The organism is Amycolatopsis sp. NPDC059027, from assembly GCF_042739735.1.
Classification (GTDB): domain Bacteria; phylum Actinomycetota; class Actinomycetes; order Mycobacteriales; family Pseudonocardiaceae; genus Amycolatopsis.
In genome coordinates, this window is sequence record NZ_JBHYIK010000028.1 from 1 (window position 1) to 19,872 (window position 19,872).

General features: G+C 69.4%; 20 protein-coding genes and 1 tRNA gene. 7 read left to right on the forward strand and 14 right to left on the reverse strand.

All coding sequences use genetic code 11. From position 1 onward, the window contains the following. Nucleotides 1-480 precede the first annotated feature (480 nt). Nucleotides 481-1,308, forward strand: a complete 828-nt coding sequence (locus ACFWY9_RS20430; RefSeq protein ID WP_378325890.1) for a class I SAM-dependent methyltransferase — start codon at nt 481-483, stop codon at nt 1,306-1,308. A gap of 17 nt (nt 1,309-1,325) precedes the next feature. On the opposite strand, the gene ACFWY9_RS20435 is transcribed toward ACFWY9_RS20430, so the two are convergent. Both ACFWY9_RS20435 and ACFWY9_RS20440 read right to left on the reverse strand, forming a co-directional pair. Next, complete coding sequence (locus tag ACFWY9_RS20435) at nt 1,326-2,252, reverse strand: cation diffusion facilitator family transporter (RefSeq protein WP_378325903.1); 927 nt, start codon at nt 2,250-2,252, stop codon at nt 1,326-1,328. Between the two features lie 157 nt (nt 2,253-2,409). Next, nucleotides 2,410-2,982: a hypothetical protein gene (locus tag ACFWY9_RS20440; RefSeq protein ID WP_378325888.1), complete on the reverse strand. Its 573-nt coding sequence runs from the start codon at nt 2,980-2,982 to the stop codon at nt 2,410-2,412. A gap of 118 nt (nt 2,983-3,100) precedes the next feature. Between ACFWY9_RS20440 and ACFWY9_RS20445 the strand changes: the two genes are divergently transcribed. Then, nucleotides 3,101-3,173, forward strand: a tRNA-Arg gene (locus ACFWY9_RS20445). Nucleotides 3,174-3,513: 340 nt separating this feature from the next. On the opposite strand, the gene ACFWY9_RS20450 is transcribed toward ACFWY9_RS20445, so the two are convergent. The 3 genes from ACFWY9_RS20450 to ACFWY9_RS20460 form a co-directional block, all read right to left on the reverse strand. Beyond that, nucleotides 3,514-4,344 (reverse strand): class I SAM-dependent methyltransferase, encoded by an 831-nt coding sequence (locus ACFWY9_RS20450; RefSeq protein ID WP_378325887.1) that lies wholly within the window; start codon nt 4,342-4,344, stop codon nt 3,514-3,516. A gap of 42 nt (nt 4,345-4,386) precedes the next feature. Continuing rightward, nucleotides 4,387-5,256 (reverse strand): EamA family transporter, encoded by an 870-nt coding sequence (locus ACFWY9_RS20455; RefSeq protein WP_378325886.1) that lies wholly within the window; start codon nt 5,254-5,256, stop codon nt 4,387-4,389. Nucleotides 5,257-5,374: 118 nt separating this feature from the next. Then, complete coding sequence (locus ACFWY9_RS20460; RefSeq protein ID WP_378325885.1) at nt 5,375-5,593, reverse strand: hypothetical protein; 219 nt, start codon at nt 5,591-5,593, stop codon at nt 5,375-5,377. A 554-nt stretch (nt 5,594-6,147) separates the two neighbouring features. On the opposite strand from ACFWY9_RS20460, the gene ACFWY9_RS20465 reads away from it, so the two are divergent. From ACFWY9_RS20465 to ACFWY9_RS20475, 3 genes are read left to right on the forward strand one after another with little or no spacing between them, the layout of a single operon-like run. Further along, nucleotides 6,148-7,149 carry an NAD-dependent epimerase/dehydratase family protein gene (locus ACFWY9_RS20465; RefSeq protein WP_378325884.1) on the forward strand — a complete coding sequence of 334 codons (1,002 nt, stop codon included), beginning with the start codon at nt 6,148-6,150 and terminating at the stop codon, nt 7,147-7,149. Between the two features lie 39 nt (nt 7,150-7,188). After that, on the forward strand, nt 7,189-8,496 hold the full coding sequence (locus ACFWY9_RS20470; protein ID WP_378325883.1) for a glycosyltransferase family 4 protein: 1,308 nt from the start codon (nt 7,189-7,191) through the stop codon (nt 8,494-8,496). After that, nucleotides 8,493-9,698, forward strand: coding sequence for a cytochrome P450 (locus ACFWY9_RS20475; RefSeq protein WP_378325882.1), 1,206 nt, complete (start codon nt 8,493-8,495; stop codon nt 9,696-9,698). Before ACFWY9_RS20470 ends, ACFWY9_RS20475 begins: the two co-directional genes overlap by 4 nt. An 8-nt stretch (nt 9,699-9,706) precedes the next feature. On the opposite strand, the gene ACFWY9_RS20480 is transcribed toward ACFWY9_RS20475, so the two are convergent. From ACFWY9_RS20480 to ACFWY9_RS20510, 7 genes are all read right to left on the reverse strand, one after another. Beyond that, nucleotides 9,707-10,774 carry a methyltransferase gene (locus ACFWY9_RS20480; protein ID WP_378325881.1) on the reverse strand — a complete coding sequence of 356 codons (1,068 nt, stop codon included), beginning with the start codon at nt 10,772-10,774 and terminating at the stop codon, nt 9,707-9,709. A 34-nt stretch (nt 10,775-10,808) separates the two neighbouring features. Next, nucleotides 10,809-12,026, reverse strand: coding sequence for an aminotransferase class V-fold PLP-dependent enzyme (locus ACFWY9_RS20485; protein ID WP_378325880.1), 1,218 nt, complete (start codon nt 12,024-12,026; stop codon nt 10,809-10,811). After that, nucleotides 12,023-13,159 carry a hypothetical protein gene (locus ACFWY9_RS20490; RefSeq protein WP_378325879.1) on the reverse strand — a complete coding sequence of 379 codons (1,137 nt, stop codon included), beginning with the start codon at nt 13,157-13,159 and terminating at the stop codon, nt 12,023-12,025. Before ACFWY9_RS20490 ends, ACFWY9_RS20485 begins: the two co-directional genes overlap by 4 nt. 306 nt (nt 13,160-13,465) lie before the next feature. Further along, nucleotides 13,466-14,416, reverse strand: a complete 951-nt coding sequence (pip, locus tag ACFWY9_RS20495) for a prolyl aminopeptidase (RefSeq protein WP_378325878.1) — start codon at nt 14,414-14,416, stop codon at nt 13,466-13,468. A 34-nt stretch (nt 14,417-14,450) separates the two neighbouring features. Further along, on the reverse strand, nt 14,451-15,680 hold the full coding sequence (locus ACFWY9_RS20500) for an RNA polymerase sigma factor (protein ID WP_378325877.1): 1,230 nt from the start codon (nt 15,678-15,680) through the stop codon (nt 14,451-14,453). Next, nucleotides 15,677-16,027 carry a YciI family protein gene (locus tag ACFWY9_RS20505; protein ID WP_378339568.1) on the reverse strand — a complete coding sequence of 117 codons (351 nt, stop codon included), beginning with the start codon at nt 16,025-16,027 and terminating at the stop codon, nt 15,677-15,679. Before ACFWY9_RS20505 ends, ACFWY9_RS20500 begins: the two co-directional genes overlap by 4 nt. Continuing rightward, a complete protein-coding gene (locus tag ACFWY9_RS20510) occupies nt 16,024-16,650 on the reverse strand; it encodes a dihydrofolate reductase family protein (protein ID WP_378325875.1) in 627 nt (208 codons plus the stop codon). The genes ACFWY9_RS20505 and ACFWY9_RS20510 overlap by 4 nt, the downstream gene beginning before the upstream one ends. A 130-nt stretch (nt 16,651-16,780) precedes the next feature. On the opposite strand from ACFWY9_RS20510, the gene ACFWY9_RS20515 reads away from it, so the two are divergent. After that, complete coding sequence (locus tag ACFWY9_RS20515; protein WP_378325874.1) at nt 16,781-17,632, forward strand: alpha/beta fold hydrolase; 852 nt, start codon at nt 16,781-16,783, stop codon at nt 17,630-17,632. An 18-nt stretch (nt 17,633-17,650) separates the two neighbouring features. Here the strand turns inward: ACFWY9_RS20515 and ACFWY9_RS20520 are convergent, their stop codons facing one another. Both ACFWY9_RS20520 and ACFWY9_RS20525 read right to left on the reverse strand, forming a co-directional pair. Beyond that, nucleotides 17,651-18,019, reverse strand: a complete 369-nt coding sequence (locus ACFWY9_RS20520) for a hypothetical protein (RefSeq protein ID WP_378325873.1) — start codon at nt 18,017-18,019, stop codon at nt 17,651-17,653. A 45-nt stretch (nt 18,020-18,064) separates the two neighbouring features. Further along, nucleotides 18,065-18,922: an alpha/beta fold hydrolase gene (locus tag ACFWY9_RS20525; protein ID WP_378325872.1), complete on the reverse strand. Its 858-nt coding sequence runs from the start codon at nt 18,920-18,922 to the stop codon at nt 18,065-18,067. Between the two features lie 182 nt (nt 18,923-19,104). On the opposite strand from ACFWY9_RS20525, the gene ACFWY9_RS20530 reads away from it, so the two are divergent. Continuing rightward, nucleotides 19,105-19,854: a dienelactone hydrolase family protein gene (locus ACFWY9_RS20530; protein WP_378325870.1), complete on the forward strand. Its 750-nt coding sequence runs from the start codon at nt 19,105-19,107 to the stop codon at nt 19,852-19,854. The last annotated feature ends 18 nt before the right edge of the window (nt 19,855-19,872 follow it).

Consider the following 19,872-nt stretch of genomic DNA (forward strand, 5'->3'; position numbering starts at 1 on the left):
CCGCGGCGCCGATCCGCTGCCCGCCCCCTGACTTCTGCCGTTCGGTCCGTGAAGGCCTCCTTACCGGCGCGCAACGCCGGTAAGGAGGCCTTCACGGCTTTCCGGGCTCCAGCGAGAGTCCACAAGGGACACTCCGCGCGGGGAGGTGGCTGGCACGTCCTGAACGACGCGGTCGGGACGCTCAACGTCTCGTACGCGTCGTTCGCGGCACTGCTCCCACACAGATATTGCCGAGGGACGCCTTCAGTGCGCTCAACGCACCGAGGGACGCCCCCGTCGCACCCAACGCACCAAGGGCGTCCCTCGGTGCCTCCCGCCCGCAATGTGAACGTTCGCGCCATCGGCTCGGCGGCCCCGTCGCGCGCGCTTTTGTGACGACGGTGAGTATCGCCGCCGCGGGCACCCGAACGTGCGACACAAGAACGCGGATTTCCGTTGCACAGCAAGGAAAACCGGCGTGCCGGCGGTTAGGCTGGGCCGATGAGCGAAACCGATCTCCGGGAATCCGTCGCGGGATTGTTCGACCGGTCTTCGGAGACCTACGACGCGGTCGGCGTCGAGTTCTTCCCCGTTTTCGCACGGCAGTTGCTCGAAGACGTCGATCTCCGGCCCGGCGAGCACGTCCTCGACGTCGGCTGCGGCCGCGGCGCCGTGCTCTTCCCCGCCGCCGAGCGCGTCGGCCCGCAGGGACGGGTGACGGGGATCGACCTGTCACCCGGGATGATCGAACGCACCGCCCACGACATTCGCGAGCGGAACCTGACCAACGTCACCGCCGAGGTCATGGACGCCCAGGAACCCGCGCTACCGCGCGCGAGTTTCGACGTCGTGCTCGCTTCGGCGGTGGTGTTCTTCCTGCCGGACCCGGTCGCGGGGCTGCGGGCCTGGCACGGGCTGCTGAAGCCGGGCGGGCGGCTCGGGGTGACGCTGTTCGGGGGCAACGATCCCCGCTGGTCCGGGGTCGAGCGGGTGTTCCGGCCCTTCGTGCCGCCCGCGATCATCTGGGCGATGGTGAACCCGGAAAGTCCCGTGGTTTCCCCGGAGAACTTCGAACGCGCGCTCGGCTCCGCGGGCTTCACCGCGACCTCCTCGGCGACCCGGGAACACCCGATTGTCTTCTCCGGCCCGGAGCAGTGGGTCGACTGGTCACTTTCCCATGGCCAGCGCGCGTTCTGGGAGTTCGTGCCGGACGAACTACAGCAGCGGGTGCGCTCCGAAGTCCTCGACGAACTCGACCGGCTTCGTGAGCCCGACGGCCGCATCGTGATGCGCCAGGTCGTGCGCTACACCCTCGCGCGGCGCGGCTGACCGGGCCGCGCATCGGATCACCAGGTGAGTTCCTGACACCGGCGCGCACTCTGTGGAGCTTCGACCTGCAACGTCGCATGCTCGATGGAATACCGGTCGGCCAGGAGGTTCCGCGCCTCGGTGAGGACGTCCGACTGTTCCGCCGGGGACGCCACCGTCAAATGCGCCGAAGCGACCTCCATTCCGGAGGTGAGCGTCCAGACGTGCAGATCGTGGACGTCGGAAACCCCGGGCAGCGCGGCGAGTTCGGCGCTGATCGCGGCGACGTCCACCCCGTGTGGCGCGTGCTGGAACAGGATCCGCAGCGCACGGCGGGCGAGCGTCCAGGTGCGCGGCAACACGAACAGGCCGATCGCCACGCCGATGATCGGGTCCGCGTACCGCCAGCCGGTCAGCAGCGTGATCAGCCCGGACAGCAACACTCCGACGGAGCCGATGAGGTCCGCCAGCACTTCGAGGTAGGCACCGCGGACGTTGAGGCTCTCCCGCGCGCCGGCCCGCAGGACGAGGAACGACACGATGTTCGCCACCAGTCCGGCCGCCGCGGCGAGCAGCACCGGCAGGCCGGGCACCGCGGGCGGGTCGGAGATCCGGCCGATGGCCTCGACCAGGACGTACCCTGCGACGCCGAACAGCAGCAGCGCGTTCGCGAGCGCCGCGAGCACCTCGGCGCGGTAGAGCCCGAACGTCCGGCTGAACGTCGGCCCGCTGCGCCGGGCGAGCAGGATCGCGGCCAGCGCCATCCCCACGCCGAGCACGTCGGTGAACATGTGCGCCGCGTCGGAGATCAGCGCGAGCGAGCCGGTCGCGAACCCGACCACGACCTCCAGCACCATGAAACCGGCACCGATCGCCAGCGCCACGACCAGCCCGCGGACGTAGCGCCCGGACGCGCTCGCCGTCGCGGTGGCGTGTCCATGACTGTGCCCGTGTCCGTGGCCCATCGTCCAGCCTCCGCTCGCGTATGGCCGCATGCGCATACCGCTAAGAAAGGTAACCCTAACCTCGGCTCCTGCACGGTACCGGAGAACGCCACTCCCGCCCTATCCCCCAGGCGAGGCGATCCCACGCTGTGGCGTCACGCACAGCCGCCCCGGCCGGTCAGCGCAGGCGGTGCATCCGCGCGAGCAGCCGTGCCTGTTCGCGCTTCAGGGACTCGAAAGAGGTCCGCATGTAGGCGTCCAGCTCCGCACGCGGGAAATCACCGGCGATCGACACATGATCGTCGAACCGGACGGAATCGAACCCGTCTTCCTGCCAGCGGGCGACGAGAGGCTCGTAGCAGACGACGTGAGCGCACAGCGCCTTCAGCGGCTCGGGGATGGTGTCCTCACGCAGCAGGTCGGCATGGGACACGACCGTCTCGACCATGCGCCGGTTGAGCGGCATGAAGACCGTCGACATCCACAACCGCCAGGTAGCGGCCTGCTCCTCGGTGGCGACGTCCGACCTGACCCACACGACCCCGTACCGGCCGGAGAACTTGTTCCAGGCCCGGTCCACGGCCTCCGCCTGCGCGTAGAGCGGTCCGTAGAGTTCGCTGAGCTGACGGTTGACCCGCTCCAGCCGATCCTTGCGGCGCGCCAGGCGCAGATTCGTCAGATAGGTCGCTCCGTAACCGGTCGCGGCCACGAACACGGTGACCACCAACGGGACCACGACACTCAACTGCACGAACGCCAACGCTACCGTTCCGTGGACGCGAAGCCGATTCGAGCGCGCTGCTCCGCGTAAGGCACCCGGCGAGACACCCATGCGCGGGTATGCGCTAGGCTTTGCTCAGCAACGAGACGCCCTCGTAGCTCAGGGGATAGAGCACTGCCCTCCGGAGGCAGGTGTCGCAGGTTCGAATCCTGCCGAGGGCACTCGACCGGTGGCGAGCTGTGCTCGCGGAGAGCGCTTGCCTCGCCGGTCTCGTCATCCCTTGCGGGGTGCAACCCCGCACCCGCCCGGAGGCTACGCCCCGGACCCCAGCAGTGGTCACCTCGGTCCTGCACGCTCCGCAAACGAACACGTTCACCCACGGATGAATCGCGCTCGCGGAACGCGCTTGCCTCGCCGGGGCTCGCCATCCCCTGCGGGGTGCAACCCCGCACCCGCCCGGAGGCTACGCCCCGGACCCCAGCAGTGGTCACCTCGGTCCTGCACGCTCCGCAAACGAACGTGCCCGCACTGGCGGGTGGAGCGGCGCCGGGCGAGCGGTCGTCAGTGCGCGATGAAATACCGGATCGGGGACGGGATCTCGAGGGCGCCGGAAGGGGTCCGGTACTGCGCCGCCTCGTCGGCGATCGTCTCCGCCACCGCCTCCCGCCGGTCCTCCGGCATCGTGTCCCACATCATCCGCATGCCGTGGGTCCAGGTCCACCGGACGAACTGCTGGGGCGACTCCGCTCTGAGCAGTACGTCCTCCACGTGGACGCGGACATCGGCGAAACCGGCTCGCCGCAGGTCCGCCTCCGCCTTGGCCGCCCCGCCGAAGGCCTCCTCCTGCGGGTACACCCGTGGCGAAACCGAGTAGCGGGCGCTCGCTTCGGCGATGGAGCGCAGGCCGAACACCCGGGCCTCGGGCTCGGTCACCGTCGCCGGGGCGCACACCGCCAGCCTGCCGCCGGGTGCCAACAGCCGCCGGTACCGCCCATAGGCGTTTTCCAGGTCGGGAACCATGTGCACGCTGTTGCTGCCGATGACGGCGTCGAAGTAGCCGGGCGCGAAACCCGGCTGGGAACCGTCCATCACGGCGACGACCGCGCCGCGGGCGTGCCGCCGGCGCAGTTCGGCGGCGGTGCGCTCCACCATGGCCGCCGAGACGTCGATCCCGACGACCTGCCCGGTGTCACCGACCGCGTCGGCGGCGGCGAACAACGCCGCGCCACGACCGCATCCGATGTCCAGCACGTACTCCCCCTCTGCGAGTCCCGCCAGTTCGACGAGTCTCCCGGCCACCGGCTGGAAGTACTCGACGCCGTTCTGGTCGTAGGACTCGGCCACCGTGTCGAAGGTCGACCGCACGGCCGCGTCGGGGGAAGTTCGGTTCATTGCTCGTTCCCTCCGCAGTTTCCGGGATTCGGTTTCCGGGGTTCAGGCGAAAGTCAGCATGGCCACGCCGCCCATCACGACGAGCGAGCCCGCGACTCTGCGGTGCAGCTGTTGCTCACCGAGGAAGTACCACCCGCCCAGCACGGCGGTGACGATGCTGAGCTCCTTGACCGGCGCGATGACGCTGACCGGCGCCAGCCGGATCGCGAACAGGACCAGCACATAGGCGGCCGGGACAAGGACGCCGACCAGCAGGATGTTCCGCCAGTGCCCTGCCCACAGTTCCCGGAGCCGCCGGATCCGGCTCAGCGCGACCGGCGAGAGCACCAGGACCTCGCCGACCGAGACGCCCCAGAACACCAGCAGCGGTGAGATCCCGAAGCCGCTCACCACGTGCTTGTCCCACAACGTCGCCACCGCGTTGGCGAGGCCGATGAGCAGGCCGAAACCCAGCGCTGCCAAGGTAGCCGCCCTGTTCACCGGCGCCGGGGACCGGTCGACGGTGATGACCAGCACGCCGGCGATCACCGTCGCCGCGCCGAGCAGAGCGAGTACTCCCGGGCGTTCGCCGAGCACGAGCACCGCGGCGGTGATCGCGAAAACGGGTGCGGCACCACTGGAGAGCGGATACACCACCGAAAGCTCGGCGGTGCGATAAGCCCGTTGCAGCAACAGGTAATAGCTCAGCTGGAGACAGGTGCCCACCGCGGCCGACACCGCCCATCTGCCCAGGTCCACCGGCCCGCCCAGCAGGAGCGTGCCGAGTCCGAGCGGGAGCACCACCACGCTGCCCACCGCCATGTAGGAGAAGACGAACAGCGTCCCCGACGCACCCATCCGCTTGGCCACGACGTTCCACCCCGCGTGCGCGAACGCCGCGACGAGCACCAACAGCACGGCAACGACGATCACGCGGCACCTTTCCCATGACTCTCGACGGAATCGGGCATCCAAGCGTCCTGCGCCCCCAGCAGGCGCGGCCGGCGCGGCCGATCACCGCGGACGATGAACCGCGCCGGCCGCGCTGTGACTACACCGCGATCAGGTCGTAAACACCGGCGGACGGGCTCAGCGCCCGGTCCGAGACCCATTCACTGCGGTCCGACACCCAGTTCGCCCGGTCCGAGACCCAGTTGGCCCGGTCGGAGAACCACGTGCTCCGGTCCGACACCCAGTTCGCGCGGTCGGAAACCCAGTTCGCGCGGTCCGAGACCCAGTTGGCCCGGTCCGCTACCCAGTTCATCTCCATGTTCCCTCCTTTCCTGGCTCGAAGAGAAATGCCCGGACGGCGCGGCCGCCCGTGACAGGACATCCGGGAGGCGTGCCCTGCGACACGTGCCACCCGGCGGGCACGAACACCTGTGACTCCACAATGGACGAACGGATATCCGACCTGACTCCGACGGTTTACCCTCGATCGCCCCAGTCGCCGGTAGATCGCGCCAAACCTTTTGTAGCATCACGGTCAAGCGTTCTTCAATGGTCCATCGGTGCCCGGTTCTGTCGCGCTCTGTTCCTATCGGGACCGCACGGCACCCGAACGGACCTCGTTCCACGACACCGTGATCACCTTCTCGTACACGCGTACGAGATCTCGTTTTCCCTTTCACAGCAACGGTTTCAAATCCTGTCGAGAGACAGGAACACCTTGATCGGTAAGCGCGTTCAGCTAAATTGATCTTCCACCCGATCGGCGGATTTCACCTTCCGTAAACCTTTGGTCCAATGAAGAGGATTAACTCTCACCGGTGTCACTGGGCGGACTCGGCACCGGCTCCAGTAAATGACTTCATGAGGAGCGCTATGCCTTCCTGCACGAATGTGCTCGTCACCGGCGGCGCGGGTTTCATCGGCCGCAACATGATTGCCCAGATGGTTCTGGACGGCTACACGATCACGGCACTGGACAACTACAAGATCGGCGGGAAGGAGTTCCTCGCCGACGAGATCCGTGACCAGGTCAACTGGGTCGAGGGCGACTCCCGCGACTACGGGCTCATCGCCGAGCTCACCAAGGGCAAGGACGGGGTGATCCACCTGGCCGCGCCCTCGTCCTTCCTGATGTACGAGGAGGATCCGACCGACGGGGCCTCGGTCACCACCCAGGGCTTCCTCAACATCCTGGAAGCCGTGCGCCGCAACGACGTCGGCAAGCTGGTCTACGCCAGCACGAGCGCGGTGTACGAGGGCAATCCGGTTCCCTACACCGAGGACATGACACTGGCCCCGCCGGATCTCAAGGCGCTGTCGAAGAAGTGGAACGAGGAGGCCGCGAGGCAGTACTCGGACCGGTACGGGATCACCGCGATCGGGCTCCGGCCGTTCAGCGTCTACGGGCACGACGAGTTCAGCAAGGGTGGCTACGCGAACGTCATCTCGCTGTTCGTCTGGGCGGCTCTGAGCGGGAAAACGCCGGTCGTGTGGGGAAACGGCCAGCAGACCCGTGACTTCATCTACGTCACCGACGCGGGACGCGCCTTCCAGCTCGCGCTGGAACAGGATCTCAAGACCCAGGAGTTCAACGTCGGCACCGGTCTGGAGACGACGTTCAACCGTGTCCTGCATCTCGTCGGCGCCGAACTCGGCATCGAATTCACTCCGCAGTACGTACCCACCCCGATCGCCATCTACGCGGAACGGCTCTGGGCGGATACGCGCGCGGCGGAGAACATCCTCGGCTTCCATCCTTCGGTCACCGTGGAAGAAGGTGTCCGGCGGGTGATCGAGTCGGCGAAGGCGGCTCAAGACCGCTGGCCCGAGCTGGGGAAGCAGCAGATGTACTTCGAGACCCTGCCCCGCCACTGAACCAGCACCGGGTGCTCCGACGGACGGGAACGACAAGGGATGAAACGCGTACTGGCGCTGACCGACGCGCCCGACGACGTCAGGATCTTCTGCCAGGACAGCGAACTGCTGCTGTTCCGGATCGAGCAGATGCCGGCGAGCCGGCACAGCTTCGCATTCTTCGAGCAGGTGTACCAGAGACTGCGGGAAGCGTGCGACCTGTCCTCTGTGGACCTCGTGATCGCCGAGTACACCGAAGCGTTGCCGCTGCTGTACCTGATGCGGCGTGACGGGTACTCCTGTCCGGCGCTGATCATCCCGCACACCAACCCGTATCCGCTCAACATCCTCTCCCAGCTGTTACTGGTGGCCGAAACCGCGCATCCCGGCGACCTGGTCATCTGCGGCTCGACCAACGCGGCGGCCGCCTACGAGCGGGTCGCCGGGATCCCGGCACGCAACATCTGCACGTTCGGCATCAAGAACATCTACCGGCCGGGGGACAAGGCCGCCGCCCGCGCACGGCTCGGCCTCCCCGCCGGCAGGCCGATCCTGGCCTACACCGGCAGGTTCATGGCCGACAAGGGCATCGGCCCGCTGCTGGAGGCCTACCACGGACTGCGCCGCCGGATCCCCGAGGCGCTGCTGGTCATGTCGATGACCCATGTGGACACCGTGCTGTACAACCAGCTCGCCGCCCGGCTCGAACACGTCGTGCAGTTCCAGCGCCTCGAACGGCGGGACACGGTGAACCTCTACAACGCCGCCGATCTCTACGTGTCCGGCGCCACGAGCATCTTCGAAACCTACGGCAAGGCCCCGCTGGAGGCGATGGCCTGCGGCATTCCGGCGGTGGTGCCCCGGTGGGACGGCTTTCCCTACTTCGTCGGCGAACACAACGGCGCGCTCGCCGACGTCGACTACTGCGAAGAACCGCAGAGCAGCCCCTTCGACTTCGCCAGGGTCCGGGCAGGCGACCTCGCCGACCAGTGCCATCGGGTGCTGGAACACGGACCGTTGCGCGACTACCGCGTCCCGGCGTGGGCGACCTACGACGAGACGATGCGTGTCCTGCGTGACGTCGTCGGCGAACTCACCGAACATCCCCGGCGGATCACGCCCGCGCCCGGCACGGCGGAACTGCGCCAGGAGCGCTATTCCCCTGCCGTACGCGCGTTTCTCGGGCACTACCGGCTGAACACGGTGGCGGATCTCGTCACCAGGACCACCGAGCTGGGCCTGATCGACCGGCGTGATCCCGGCGACCCGGCCATCCTGCGCGGCCTTCACGACGAGATCTTCCGGATCATGGACGCCGACCCCGGCCGGGCCGAGAACACCGAGACAACCGGGGTGGTGGCGGGATGACCACCGCCGAAGCCCTTGCCGCGCAAGGCGGCGAGTACGCGTCGCTGGTGAGCTGGTGGGCCAGGATGCGCGAGGAGAAACCGGTTTCCCACGATCCGGAGCTGGGCAACTGGCACGTGTTCCGCTACGCCGACGCCGTCCGGATCGTCGGTGACCACGAGACGTTCTCCTCGGACCTGCGTTCGGCCGTCCGTCAGCCCGAGCAGTTCGCGATCGTGGCCAAGGGCGCGTTCAACGGTTTCGACCCGCCCGAGCACACGAAACTGCGAAGCCTGGTCCGGGGCGCGCTCACGCCGAGGATGATCGCCGGGCTCGGCCCGAGGATCACCGCGATCGCCGAGGAGCTGCTCGACGCGCTCGCCGGGAAGGACCAGGTCGAGCTGGTCGCCGACCTCGCCTATCCGCTGCCGCTGATCGTGATCGCCGAACTGCTCGACATTCCGCTGGCCGACCGGCACCGGTTCCGTGCCTGGGCCGACGCGTTGTTCTTCCAGGGCCGCGGCGACGAGCCGGTGGTCGTGGCGACCGAGGAGATGCTGCTGTCCATCGAACCGCTCATCGGCGAGATGAACGCGTACTTCCTCGACCACATCCGGTACCGGCGGAAGCATCCGGCCGGTGACCTGATCAGCAAGCTGGCCTCGATCGAGGTCGACGGATTCCGGCTCACCGACGAGGAAGTACTGGGCGTCTGCGGGTTCCTGCTGGTGGCCGGGCACATCACCACGACGCTGGTGCTGGGCAACGCGGTGCAGCTGCTGGCCACCCACCCCGGGGCCGCGGCACAGCTGCGCGCGGACCCGGCGCTCATTCCCGATGCGGTCGAGGAAGTCCTGCGGTTCCGCGGCCAGCTTCCCGCGACACCGCGCCGGACCACCCGCGAGGTCACCATCGGCGGCACCCGGATCCCGGCGGGCGAGGTGGTGCTCGTCTGGATCGCCTCGGCCAACCGGGACGAACGGCAGTTCCCGGACGCGGACCGGTTCGACATCCGGCGCGCCGCCAACCGGCATCTGGGATTCGGCAGGGGGATCCACTTCTGCGTCGGCGCCGCGCTCGCCCGGCTGGAACAGGACCTCGCGCTGCGTGCGGTGCTGCGGCGGTGGCCGGATTTCGCCGTCGCGGACGGGGCGATCGCCGAGGACGCGCGCAAGGCGATCGGCTATCGCGCGTTGCCGCTCGCGGTGAGCTGGGCGGGCTGACCGTCCGCTCACCGCACCTCGAAGGCCAGCACGGACAGGCCCTGCCCGGGGATCAGCGGGGTGATCCCCGCCAGCCGCAACCCCGCGGCGGCGCCGAGGGCGCGGAACTGGGCCGTCGTCCGCTCGCCGGCGTCGAGCAGCAGCAACATGGCCAGATCCCGTTGGCTCGCAACGAACTGGCCCGGGTCGGCCGGTGCCGCGGGCACCTCGTCCAGCGTCCGCTCGATGACCGCGACCCGGCCGCCGCCGGTGAGGGCGGCCGCGCACCGGCGCAGGATGGCCGTCGCCTCGTCGTCCGGCCAGTCGTGCAGGATGTTGGCCAGCAGGCAGACGTCCGCCCCGGCGGGGAGCGGGTCGAAGAAGCTGCCGCCGAACACCGTGGCCCGATCGGCCACCCCGGCGGAGCGCAGCACCGCATCGGCCCGCGCCACCGTGTCCGGCCGGTCCACCAGCGTCCCGGTGAGGTGGCGGTGTGCCGCGAGGACGGCGGCCAGTGCCAGCCCGGTCCCGCCGCCGACATCGGCCACGTGCCGGACGCCGGACCAGTCGTACCCCGCGGCGATGGCGGGCCCGACCGCGGCGGCGTGTCCCGCCATCGCGCCGTCGAAGGAGCGGCCGAGTTCGGGGTCGGCGGCCAGATCGTCCCAGAACGGGCGGCCGGAAAACGACGCCCAGACGCTCTTGCCGGTGCGTATCGCCGCCACCAGCCCGGAAATCGCCTCGTCTCCGCGGCGGGCGAACGGCTCTGCCTGGTCGAGCGCCCTCGCGAGCCCCGCCCGATGTCCTTGGCACAGCACCGCCCCGAGTTCGCCGAGTTCGACCCGGTCCGCCGACGGTGCCCGCAGCACCTCCAGCAGCACCAGATACCGGACCAGCCTGCGCAACGCCGATGGCTCGGCGCCCGCCCGGAGCGCGAGTTCGCCGACGTCGGTGACGCCCTCGGCGATGAGATCGGGGAGCCGCAAGGTGACCGCGGCCCGCAGAGCCCATGGCGTGAACAGGGTGGCGGCGCGTGCCACCTTCGCCACCGCCTCGTCGTCCGCAGTGCCGGTGTCCGCGATATCTTTGTCCGCCAAGCGTCTTCTCGCTTTCGGTACACAATGGACGAAGTCAGGTGTGCGCCTTGACAAGTCGCGCCAGCGCTTCCGCCCCGCGATCGATGTCGCCGAAGGTGTTGAGCACACCGGGCGCGAAGCGGACCGCGCTGCTGCGGTACGGGGTCTGCCCGGCGATCACGCCGTCGGCTTCGAGGAGTTCGACCACCTTGGCGGGGTCGAGACCGGGCACGTCGAAACACACCATGCCCGAGGTCAGTTCCGCATTGTCCGGGGTGCGCACCCGCACACCCCGGATGCCGGCCACCGCCGCGCGGCAGTGCTCGTTGAGGGTGTGGATCCGTTCGGCCACTCGCGGTTTGCCCAGCGCCTGGTGGAAGTCGAAGGTCTCCGCCAGCGCCCAGCGGTGTTCGTACGCCGGGAAACCGCCCGGCGTGCACAGCCGCGCCTTGGGTGCCTTCTCGTCGGGGGAAAACCCTTGGTACCACGGCCAGAACACCTCGACGTCGAACGAGGTGACGATCGGCCGCACCGCCGCCCAGCCGCGCTCGCTCCCCCACACCAGGCCGGTGCCCCGTGGACCGAACAGCCATTTGTGGCAGCCCGCGACGAAGAAGTCGCAGCCGAGGTCGCCGACCTCGAAGTCCTCCACGCCCATCCCGTGCACGCCGTCGACGCAGACGAGGATTTCGGTGCCGGGGGCCCGCCCGCGGTTGGCCTCCGCCACCACCGCGCCGATCCTGGCCAGTGGCAGTTTGACCCCGGTCCCGGAGTGCACCCAGGTGAGCGCCAGCAGCCGGGTCCGCTCGCCGAGGCCGCGCGCGACGGCGGACACGATCTCGTCCGCGGTCGCCGTGCGCGGATCCTCGTAGAGATCGATCGTCCGATGTGCCGCTCCGCTCGATTCCGCCTTGAACCGCAACAGTTCCTTGGCCGCGTAGTGCTCGTGGCCGGTGCTGAGGATCTCCTGCCCTTGGCGCAGCACCATGCCGGTGAAGACCACCGCCAGGCCCATCGTGGTGCTCTCGGTCAGCGCGATCGAGTCGGGATCGGCCGCGAGGTAGTGCCCGGCCTTCTCCAGCACCCGCCGGTGCAGGTCGTCCCGCCGGTGGAAATACAGAGCCGGATTGCGATCGAGACCCGCACGGTGCCGTTCGATGGCCGCCCGGACGGGGCGCGGATGCGGCGCGATCACCGAAAGGCTCAGATGCACGTACGCGGGATCGAGATCGAACTCGGCCCGTACCCGGGCCCAGTCGGTCTCCTCGGTCACTTCTCGACGCCCCAGCGACGCGATTCGACCGGGGTCAGCTCGATGAGTTTGGCGCCCCGCCGGATCGCTTCCTCGTCCAGTACCGCGATATTCGCCGGTGCCGGATCCGGTGACAGCCGTCGCTCGTGTGCTTCCGCGATCTGGTAGATGTCGAATCCGTACTGGTTGCGCATGATCCGGTAGCCCAGCTCGTTGATCATGCAGTTCGTGCTGCAGCTTCCCGTGTTGCGGGGGACTTCCCAGCCGATCGCCTCGAGATCCGCGATGATCCGCTCGGTCGGCGGTTTCGGCACGAATTCGTAGAACGGGACGAGCGCTGTCCCGCTGTAGCCCGTGCGCAGCAGTTCGGCGGCCTCGGGCGCTTTTCGTTCGGCGTGTTTGCGCAGCAGCGAAACCTGATCCTCGACCACTCCGTCCAACGGCGTCAGGCCGTCGACCTTGACGATCGGGCTGTCCCCGGCGGTGGTCCGGTTCTGCCCTTTGTGCGTGCCGACGAAACACAGCGGGATCGCGTTGTCCAGGCAGAACACCGAAGCCTGCGCGAGAATGGTGGAGAAGCACGGCCAGCAGGCCGAGCCCCACGACATCGCGGCGCGCAGCAGCGCGGGGTCGTCCTCCTCGTTCATCGCGAAACCGAGCCGGAACAACGTGTTCATCGGATCGCGTTCCGGCCGGGCGATGACCAGTTCCACGCCGAGCTTGTCACACAACGATCGCGCGTTGCGGATGGCGAGCGGCGACTGGTATCCCTGGTCGAGCATCCAGGCCACCACCCGGACGTCCCGGGCGGCCAGGTCGTGCAACATCCAGCTGGAGTCCTTGCCCCCGCTGTAAAGCACCACCGCGTCGGCCTTCGCCCCGGCCCGCCGGGCAGGCACGCTGGCGACCAGTTCGCCGAGTTCGGCAGGCAGTTCGCCGACCTCCTCGCCACGGCTGATCCGGAAGACCAGGTCGAGCAGCGCGCCCCGGTCCTCCGGTTCTCGCAGGTCCGCGGGATCCGGCGGATTCACGCAATGCGTGCACAGATCCGTCGCGGCCGGGACCTCCCTGCCGTCGAGGCCCGCGATGAATCTGTCGTAGGCCAGCGGCATCCCGCAGCGCGTGCAAACCGACCGATCCGGCGCGACAGACATCGGAATTCCTTTCCGGCAGCGGGAATCATCGGTGGCGCTCGCCACCGTCACGAGGAACCAACCCCAGTTGGCCGAACCCCAGCCGCGGCGTGAACGTGCCGCGTCTTCCCAGGTTAAGCAACGGTGAACCGGTGGGACAAGGGTCCAGACGTGTAATGCATGATCACTGCCTGTGGCCCCGAAACCGCTGTCTCTCCACATAGGACAGATGAGAGGCAACCGCTGAAGGCGCTACTCGAACGGCTCATTGACCCTCGCGAAACACATCCCGGAAACTGGAGGACGGACCGGCGCGGGGGATCCGTGTCAGCGGGTGGCGAAGCTGGCCAGTGCGGCCAAGGTCCAGGCGAGTTTGGTGACGCTGCCGTGGTGGCCGGACTGGTCGTCGACGAGGAGTTCGGCGCCGGGCCATGCGCGGGCGAGTTCCCAGGCGGTCGTCACCGGGCAGCTCAGGTCGAGGCGGCCGTGGATCAGGACGCCGGGGATGTCCGCGAGGCGTCCGGCGTCGCGGATCACGGCGTTCTCCTCGAGCCAGGCGGCGTGGGAGTAGTAGTGCGCGGTGAGCCGGGCGAACGCCACGCTGCCAGGGTCCGGATGACCATTGTGGACGGTCAGGGGCGCGTTCGGTTCCAGGGAGAGGACGGTGTCCTCCCAGGTGCACCAGGCGTTCACGGCACGGTCACGCACCCGGGGGTCGGGATCCTCCAGCTGCCGCGCGTAGGCGGCGAGAAGGTCGTCGCCGTTCGGGGCCAGGCTCGAAAACCGTTGCCATGCCTCGGGAAAGAAGCGCGCGGCGCCGCGGTAGAGCCAGTCGATCTCGGAACGTCGCGCCGTCGAGATGGCGCTGACCACGATCTCCGAGACCCGATGCGGGTACCGCTGCGCGTAGACGAGGGCCAGTGTGCTCCCCCACGAGCCACCTGTCACCAGCCAGCGGTCGATGCCGAGGTGCGCGCGAAGCCGTTCCAGATCGGCGACGAGATGCTCGGTGGTGTTGTGCCGCAGATCGGTGGCGGGGTCGCTCGCGTGCGGCACGCTGCGTCCGCAGCCCCGCTGGTCGAACAGCACGGCCCGATAGCGTTCGGGATCGAACATCCGCCGCATCTGCGGTGAACAGCCCTGGCCGGGGCCGCCGTGCAGCATCACCAAGGGCTTCCCGGCCGGCTTCCCGCAGGTCTCCCAGTAGACGTGGTTACCGTCGCCGACGTCGAGCAGTCCGTGGTCGTACGGTTCGATCGGCGGAAACACCCCGGCCATGCACTGTCCTTTCCCGACAGTCTTCTGTGGACACTCAGCGCAGCTCGGCGAGCCGCCCGGCGAGGAACGCGCGTTCGACGTCGTTGCCCGCCAAAGCGAGAGCCTGTTCGTACGCCACCGCGGCGTCGGCGTCCCGACCGAGGCGGCGCAGCAGGTCCGCCTTGACCGCGGGCAGGTAACGATAGCCGGAAAGCCGGGGATCCCCTTCCAGGTTTTCGATCTCGGCCAACGCGACTGCCGGGCCGTCGACCATCGAGACCGCTACGGCGCGATTGAGCGCGACCACGGGCGAAGGCCATACCTTCCGCAGCGCGTCGTAGAGCACAAGGATCTGTGCCCAGTCGGTGTCCTCGTAGGCAGGCGCGTCCGCGTGCAGCGTCGCGATGGCGGCCTGGAGGGCGAACCGGCCGGGATCACCACCACGGAGCGCCTCGACGACCAGTGTGTCCGCCTCGGCGATGGCCTGCCGGTCCCAGGCCGCGCGGTCCTGGTCGGCCAGCCGCACGAGTTGTCCGTCCTCAGTGGACCGAGTGGCCCGGCGGGCATGGTTGGCCAGCAACAACGCGAGCAGCCCGGAGACCTCGCGTGCACCGGGCAGCAGGTCCCGGAGCACGCGTGCCAGCGCGAGCGCGCGTTCGGCGAGGTCCTCGTCGGCCAGCGCGGGCCCGGTCGGCGCGGTGTGCCCGGTGGTGAAGAGCAGGTGGATCGTGGTGAGGACCGCGTCCAGCCGGCGCGGCAGCTCGGCAGGCGCGGGGAGCCGGAAGGGGATCCGCGCTCCCGCGATCTTCTTCTTCGCGCGGGTGAGCCGGGCGGCCATGGTCGTTTCCGCGACCAGGAACGCCTTCGCGATGTCCGGAGTGGACACACCGCAGACCAGCCGCAGGGTGAGCGCGACCTGCGCCTCGGCGGACAACGCCGGATGGCAGCACAGGAACACCAGCCGCAGCCGGTCGTCACGCACCACCGGATCCTCGGGGAGCACCGTTTCGGCCGCCGCGGGCTCGACGAGCAGCGGCAGTTTCGCACGCAGGGTCTTGGCCCGGCGCACCGCGTCCAGCGCGTTGTGCCGGGCGGCGGTGGTCAGCCAGGCTCCCGGCCGGGCCGGGACGCCACCGCGTGCCCAGGCCGCCAGCGCGTCGGCATAGGCGTCCTGGACGCATTCCTCGGCCAGGTCGAGGTCGCGGGTGACGCGCACCGTCGCGGCGAGCACGGTGGCCCACTCGCGACGGTGCGCGTCCGCGACGGCCCGTTCGGCCGGGGTCACATCTCGAGCAGCGGCCGCACCTCGACCGCGCCGTCCATGATCGGCAGCAGCTTCCCGACGGCGATCGCCTGGTCGAGATCGGCGGCCTCCACGACGAAGAACCCGGCGATGACCTCCTTGGTCTCCAGGAAGGGACCGTCGGTGACCAGGCCGTCGCGGTGGATGGTGCGGGCCGCCGCGCTGGGCTGCAGTGCCTGCTCGTGGACGACCTTCACGCCCATCTCCGCGATCTTCGGCCCGGCGGCCAGGTTCGCTTCCATCACCTCGGGCGGGATGTCGGCCACGCCGCCCGGCGTTTCCTTTTCGTAGATCAGAATCGCGTACTGCGGCATCGTCCGTCCCGTCACCAGTTCCCGGTTTCCGGCCCCATCGCACCGTACTCGACCACGCCGTCCCGGACGTAGTGGCTGATCACGACGCCGCTGCCGGAGACCGTGGTGCACTCGTGCCGGAGCCGGCCGGGGACGGTCCCGGTCCCGAAGAGCCGCTTGCCCGAGCCGACGAGCACCGGGAACACCAGCAGCTGAAGCTCGTCGACGAGGTCGTGCGCCAGGAGCGTCTGGAGCAGGTCGCCGCTGCCGTGGACCTGGATCTCGGCGCCCTCGCCGCGTTTGAGTTCGCGAACCGCTTCGGCGACGTCGCCGGTGAGCAGCGTCGAGTTCCGCCACGACACGGTGCCCAGTGCCCGCGACGCGACGTACTTGGGCAGGCCGTTCATCCGGTCGCCGATCGGATCGCCCGGTTCGGCCAGCGGCCAGGTGGCGGCGAAGACGTCGTAGGTCCGGCGGCCCACCAGCAACGCGCCGGCTTCGGCGGTCAGCCCCGTCATCAGCCGGAGGATCCCCTCGTCGATGTGCGGTACCGCCCAGCCACCGTGCTCGAAACCGTCGTCGCGGTCCTCGTCGGGGCCGCCGGGCGCCTGCATGACCCCGTCCAGGGTCACGAACGTGATCGCCTTCAGTTCGCGCATGTCGTTCCTTCGCTCGTACCGATGCCTTCCTCACCTACGGCGAACGACACCGCCCGCGATCGACAGCACCGGCCGCCGAATCCGTTCCCCTCTGGACTAAGGTAAGCCTTACTTGATGGCGGGAGGCGGGATGACGGCGAGCACCCACACGTTCGGCACGAGCGGATTCGTGCCGCTGGACGACGGCCGCAGGCTGCACTACATGGAACGCGGCACCGGCGGGCCGGTCGTGGTGTTCGAATCCGGCATGGGCTTCTCACGGTCCACCTGGGGACTCGTGCAACCGGCCGTCGCCGGGCACGTCCGCGCGGTGGTCTACGACCGGGCGGGCACGGGCCGCAGCGACCCCGATCCGCGGCCACGCACGCTCGAGCGGATCGCCGGCGATCTCGGCGCGCTGCTGACCGCGCTCGGGCCGGGCCCGTTCATCCTGGTCGGGCACAGCTGGGGCGGGCCGATCGTGCGCGTGGCCGCGGCGGCCGATCCGGGCCGCGTCCGCGGTCTCGTCCTGGTGGACCAGAGCGACGAGAACTGCGACCTGTTCTTCGACCCCGCGACGGAAAAACGGCATCGGATGATGCAGTTCGCGTTGCCGCCGGTGGCCAGGCTCGGACTCTACCGGCTGCTGGGCAGCAAACCGGGCCGCGTCCAGCCCGCCGACGTCGTCACCGATCACCGGGCCGAGGACTTCACCATGCGGGCCGTCGGCGCGATGCTCGCCGAAATGGCGCCGTTCCCCGGCGAACTGCGCGGGCTGCGGGACCGGCCGCCGGTACTCGGCGGCTTCGACGTCAGCGTCATCACCGGCATGCGGTCGACGCGGTTGACCGCGAGCACCCGCAAGGCGATCACCGCGGCCCACCGGCGCACCGCCTACGCGCTGCCGAACGGACGGCTGGTCGAGGCGTCGAAGTCCGGCCACCTCGTGATGTTCACCGAACCGGAGCTGATCATCGGCGAGATCCTGCGCATGCTCGGGTGACCGCGAGGAGTACGGCCCTCACGGCCAGAAGATCAGGACTCCGGCCAGCGCCAGGACGTAGACCGCGAAAGCGAGCACGGCGGTGAGCCACGCACGACGACGAGCCCGGTGCGCGGGACCGAAGGCCGCGGCCAGCGCGGCCGCGCCGGTGACGACGAGCCAGGCGTAGAGGCCGTACTGCGTCACGCCGACCAGCAGCATCAGGAAGAACACGCCGGGGCCGTCCAGCCCGGTGCGGCCCCACAGCCCGGCCACCGCGATCAGGACGAGGAGCACGCCCAGTGCCGGTCCGGCGAGCAAGCCGTGGAGCGCGCCGGTGACCGCTTTGCGACGCAGGCTCGATTCGCCGGAGCCGAGGGCGGGCGCGAGGGAAACGTCGGTTCGCATGTCCGCGAGCCTGCCGATCCGCCCGCCCTCGCCGCATCCGCGGAACTACTCAGTTCGGCCCGCCGTGTGCCCCAGGAGTGCGGACGCGACGGTGTCCCAGACGACGCTCGGCAGCTCCTGCCCGACGCCTTCGAGTGGGAGCAGCAGCGCGCCGGGGATCTCGGCGGCGAGCGCCACCGCGTTGCCGTACGGGAAGAACCGGTCGGCGGTGCCGTGCAGGACGAGGGTCGGCACCGCGAGTTCGCCCAGCCGCTCGCGCCACCGCGCACCGGGATCGGTGGCCGCGATGTTGAACGACGACGCCATGTCGGTGGCCCGGTCATACGTCCGTTCGAGGACCGAGCGCACCGACGCCTCGTCGAAGTGCGGAGCCCCGGAGGACGCGGCCCTCGCGAACCCGGCCTGGTACTCCACCACCGCCGTCCGATCCGACCAGTCCGGCTGTGGCGTGCCCGTCACGTATGCCATCACCTCGGGAGCGTGCTCGGGCAGGTCGGGGTCGCTCGGGCCGTGCGCGGTCGGCCTGGTCGACACCAGGGCGAGCGTGGCGACGCGCTCCGGGTGGTCCAGCGCGGTGAGCTGCGCGATCCACCCGCCGACGGTCCTGCCCACGATGTGTGCCTTCGGCAGTCCGTACGCGTCGAGCAGGCCGACGGCGTCGGCGCTGAGAGCACGCAGGTCGTACTCGGGCGCGCCGGGCGGGTACGTCACCGACCTGCCGTGGTCGCGCAGGTCGTACCGCAGCACGAACCGGCCCCCGGCGGCCAGCCGCGCGCACAGCCCGGCGTCCCACGACAGCATCGAGCCGCCGCCGATCAGCAGCACCGCGGGGTCGTCCCGGGTACCGAAGGTCTCGACGGCGAGTTCGACGCCGCCGGTTTCGACGATCTTTTCCGTGTTCATGCCCCACCGACGAAAAGGAAGGCGCCGTTTCGACACCCTCGCTATGCTGTGCGGCGATGACTACCGGGACGGCCACGCGCCACACACGGATTGGTGACCCGGTGCTCTTCTGAGCGCCGCGCGGGCTCCACCCCTGTCGTGTTGATCACGAGCTCCACACATCAACCACGACAGGAGAGTTCATGCCCACCAAGACACTGCGGATTTCCACCGCGGACGGCGAAGCCGACGCCTTCGCCGCCTTCCCCGACGACGGCGACCGGCACCCCGGGGTGCTGATGTACGCGGACGCCTTCGGCGTGCGGCCCGTGCTGCGCGAGATGGCCCGCGAACTGGCCGGGCACGGGTACTACGTGCTCCTCCCCAACCTCTACTACCGGCACAGCCCGGCGCCGGTGATCGACCTTCCCGAGCACATCGGCGAAGAGGTCCGGCCCGCGGTCTTCGAGCGGCTGATGCCCTTCATCGAGGCACACACCACCGAACGCGCCCTGCGCGACGCCGACGCCTACCTCGGGTTCCTCACCGCGCAGCCGGAGGTCGGCGCCGGTCCGGTCGCCGTGACCGGCTACTGCATGGGAGCGGGCTTGGCGATGCGCACCGCGACGGCCCATCCCGATCAGGTGGCCGCCGTTGCCGGGTTCCACCCCAGCCCGTTGGTCACCGACGCGCCCGACAGCCCGCATCGGCTGGTCTCCGGGCTCGCCGCGGAGGTCCACATCGGTCTCGCCGAAGGCGACATGTCCTCGGAGGCCCTCGGCGAACTCGAACAGGCGCTGGATGACGCGGGGGTCGGCCACAGCTGCGAGATCTACCCCGGCACGATCCACGGCTTCACGATGTCCGACACGGCTGCGTTCGATCCCGCCGCGTTGCGGCGTCACTGGGAACGCTTGCTCGCCCTTCTCGGCCGTACGCTCGGGGAGAGCTGAGACACCTCTGTCCTTTGT

Coding starts and splice junctions, on each gene's coding strand:
- ACFWY9_RS20530 (WP_378325870.1), top strand. CDS start 19,105: ATGCCCACCAAGACACTGCGGATTTCCACCGCGGACGGCGAAGCCGAC.
- ACFWY9_RS20465 (WP_378325884.1), top strand. CDS start 6,148: ATGCCTTCCTGCACGAATGTGCTCGTCACCGGCGGCGCGGGTTTCATC.
- ACFWY9_RS20435 (WP_378325903.1), bottom strand. CDS start 2,252: ATGGGCCACGGACACGGGCACAGTCATGGACACGCCACCGCGACGGCG.
- ACFWY9_RS20470 (WP_378325883.1), top strand. CDS start 7,189: ATGAAACGCGTACTGGCGCTGACCGACGCGCCCGACGACGTCAGGATC.
- ACFWY9_RS20460 (WP_378325885.1), bottom strand. CDS start 5,593: ATGGAGATGAACTGGGTAGCGGACCGGGCCAACTGGGTCTCGGACCGC.
- ACFWY9_RS20520 (WP_378325873.1), bottom strand. CDS start 18,019: ATGCGAACCGACGTTTCCCTCGCGCCCGCCCTCGGCTCCGGCGAATCG.
- ACFWY9_RS20430 (WP_378325890.1), top strand. CDS start 481: ATGAGCGAAACCGATCTCCGGGAATCCGTCGCGGGATTGTTCGACCGG.
- ACFWY9_RS20450 (WP_378325887.1), bottom strand. CDS start 4,344: ATGAACCGAACTTCCCCCGACGCGGCCGTGCGGTCGACCTTCGACACG.
- ACFWY9_RS20510 (WP_378325875.1), bottom strand. CDS start 16,650: ATGCGCGAACTGAAGGCGATCACGTTCGTGACCCTGGACGGGGTCATG.
- ACFWY9_RS20515 (WP_378325874.1), top strand. CDS start 16,781: ATGACGGCGAGCACCCACACGTTCGGCACGAGCGGATTCGTGCCGCTG.
- ACFWY9_RS20490 (WP_378325879.1), bottom strand. CDS start 13,159: ATGTCTGTCGCGCCGGATCGGTCGGTTTGCACGCGCTGCGGGATGCCG.
- pip (WP_378325878.1), bottom strand. CDS start 14,416: ATGGCCGGGGTGTTTCCGCCGATCGAACCGTACGACCACGGACTGCTC.
- ACFWY9_RS20475 (WP_378325882.1), top strand. CDS start 8,493: ATGACCACCGCCGAAGCCCTTGCCGCGCAAGGCGGCGAGTACGCGTCG.
- ACFWY9_RS20525 (WP_378325872.1), bottom strand. CDS start 18,922: ATGAACACGGAAAAGATCGTCGAAACCGGCGGCGTCGAACTCGCCGTC.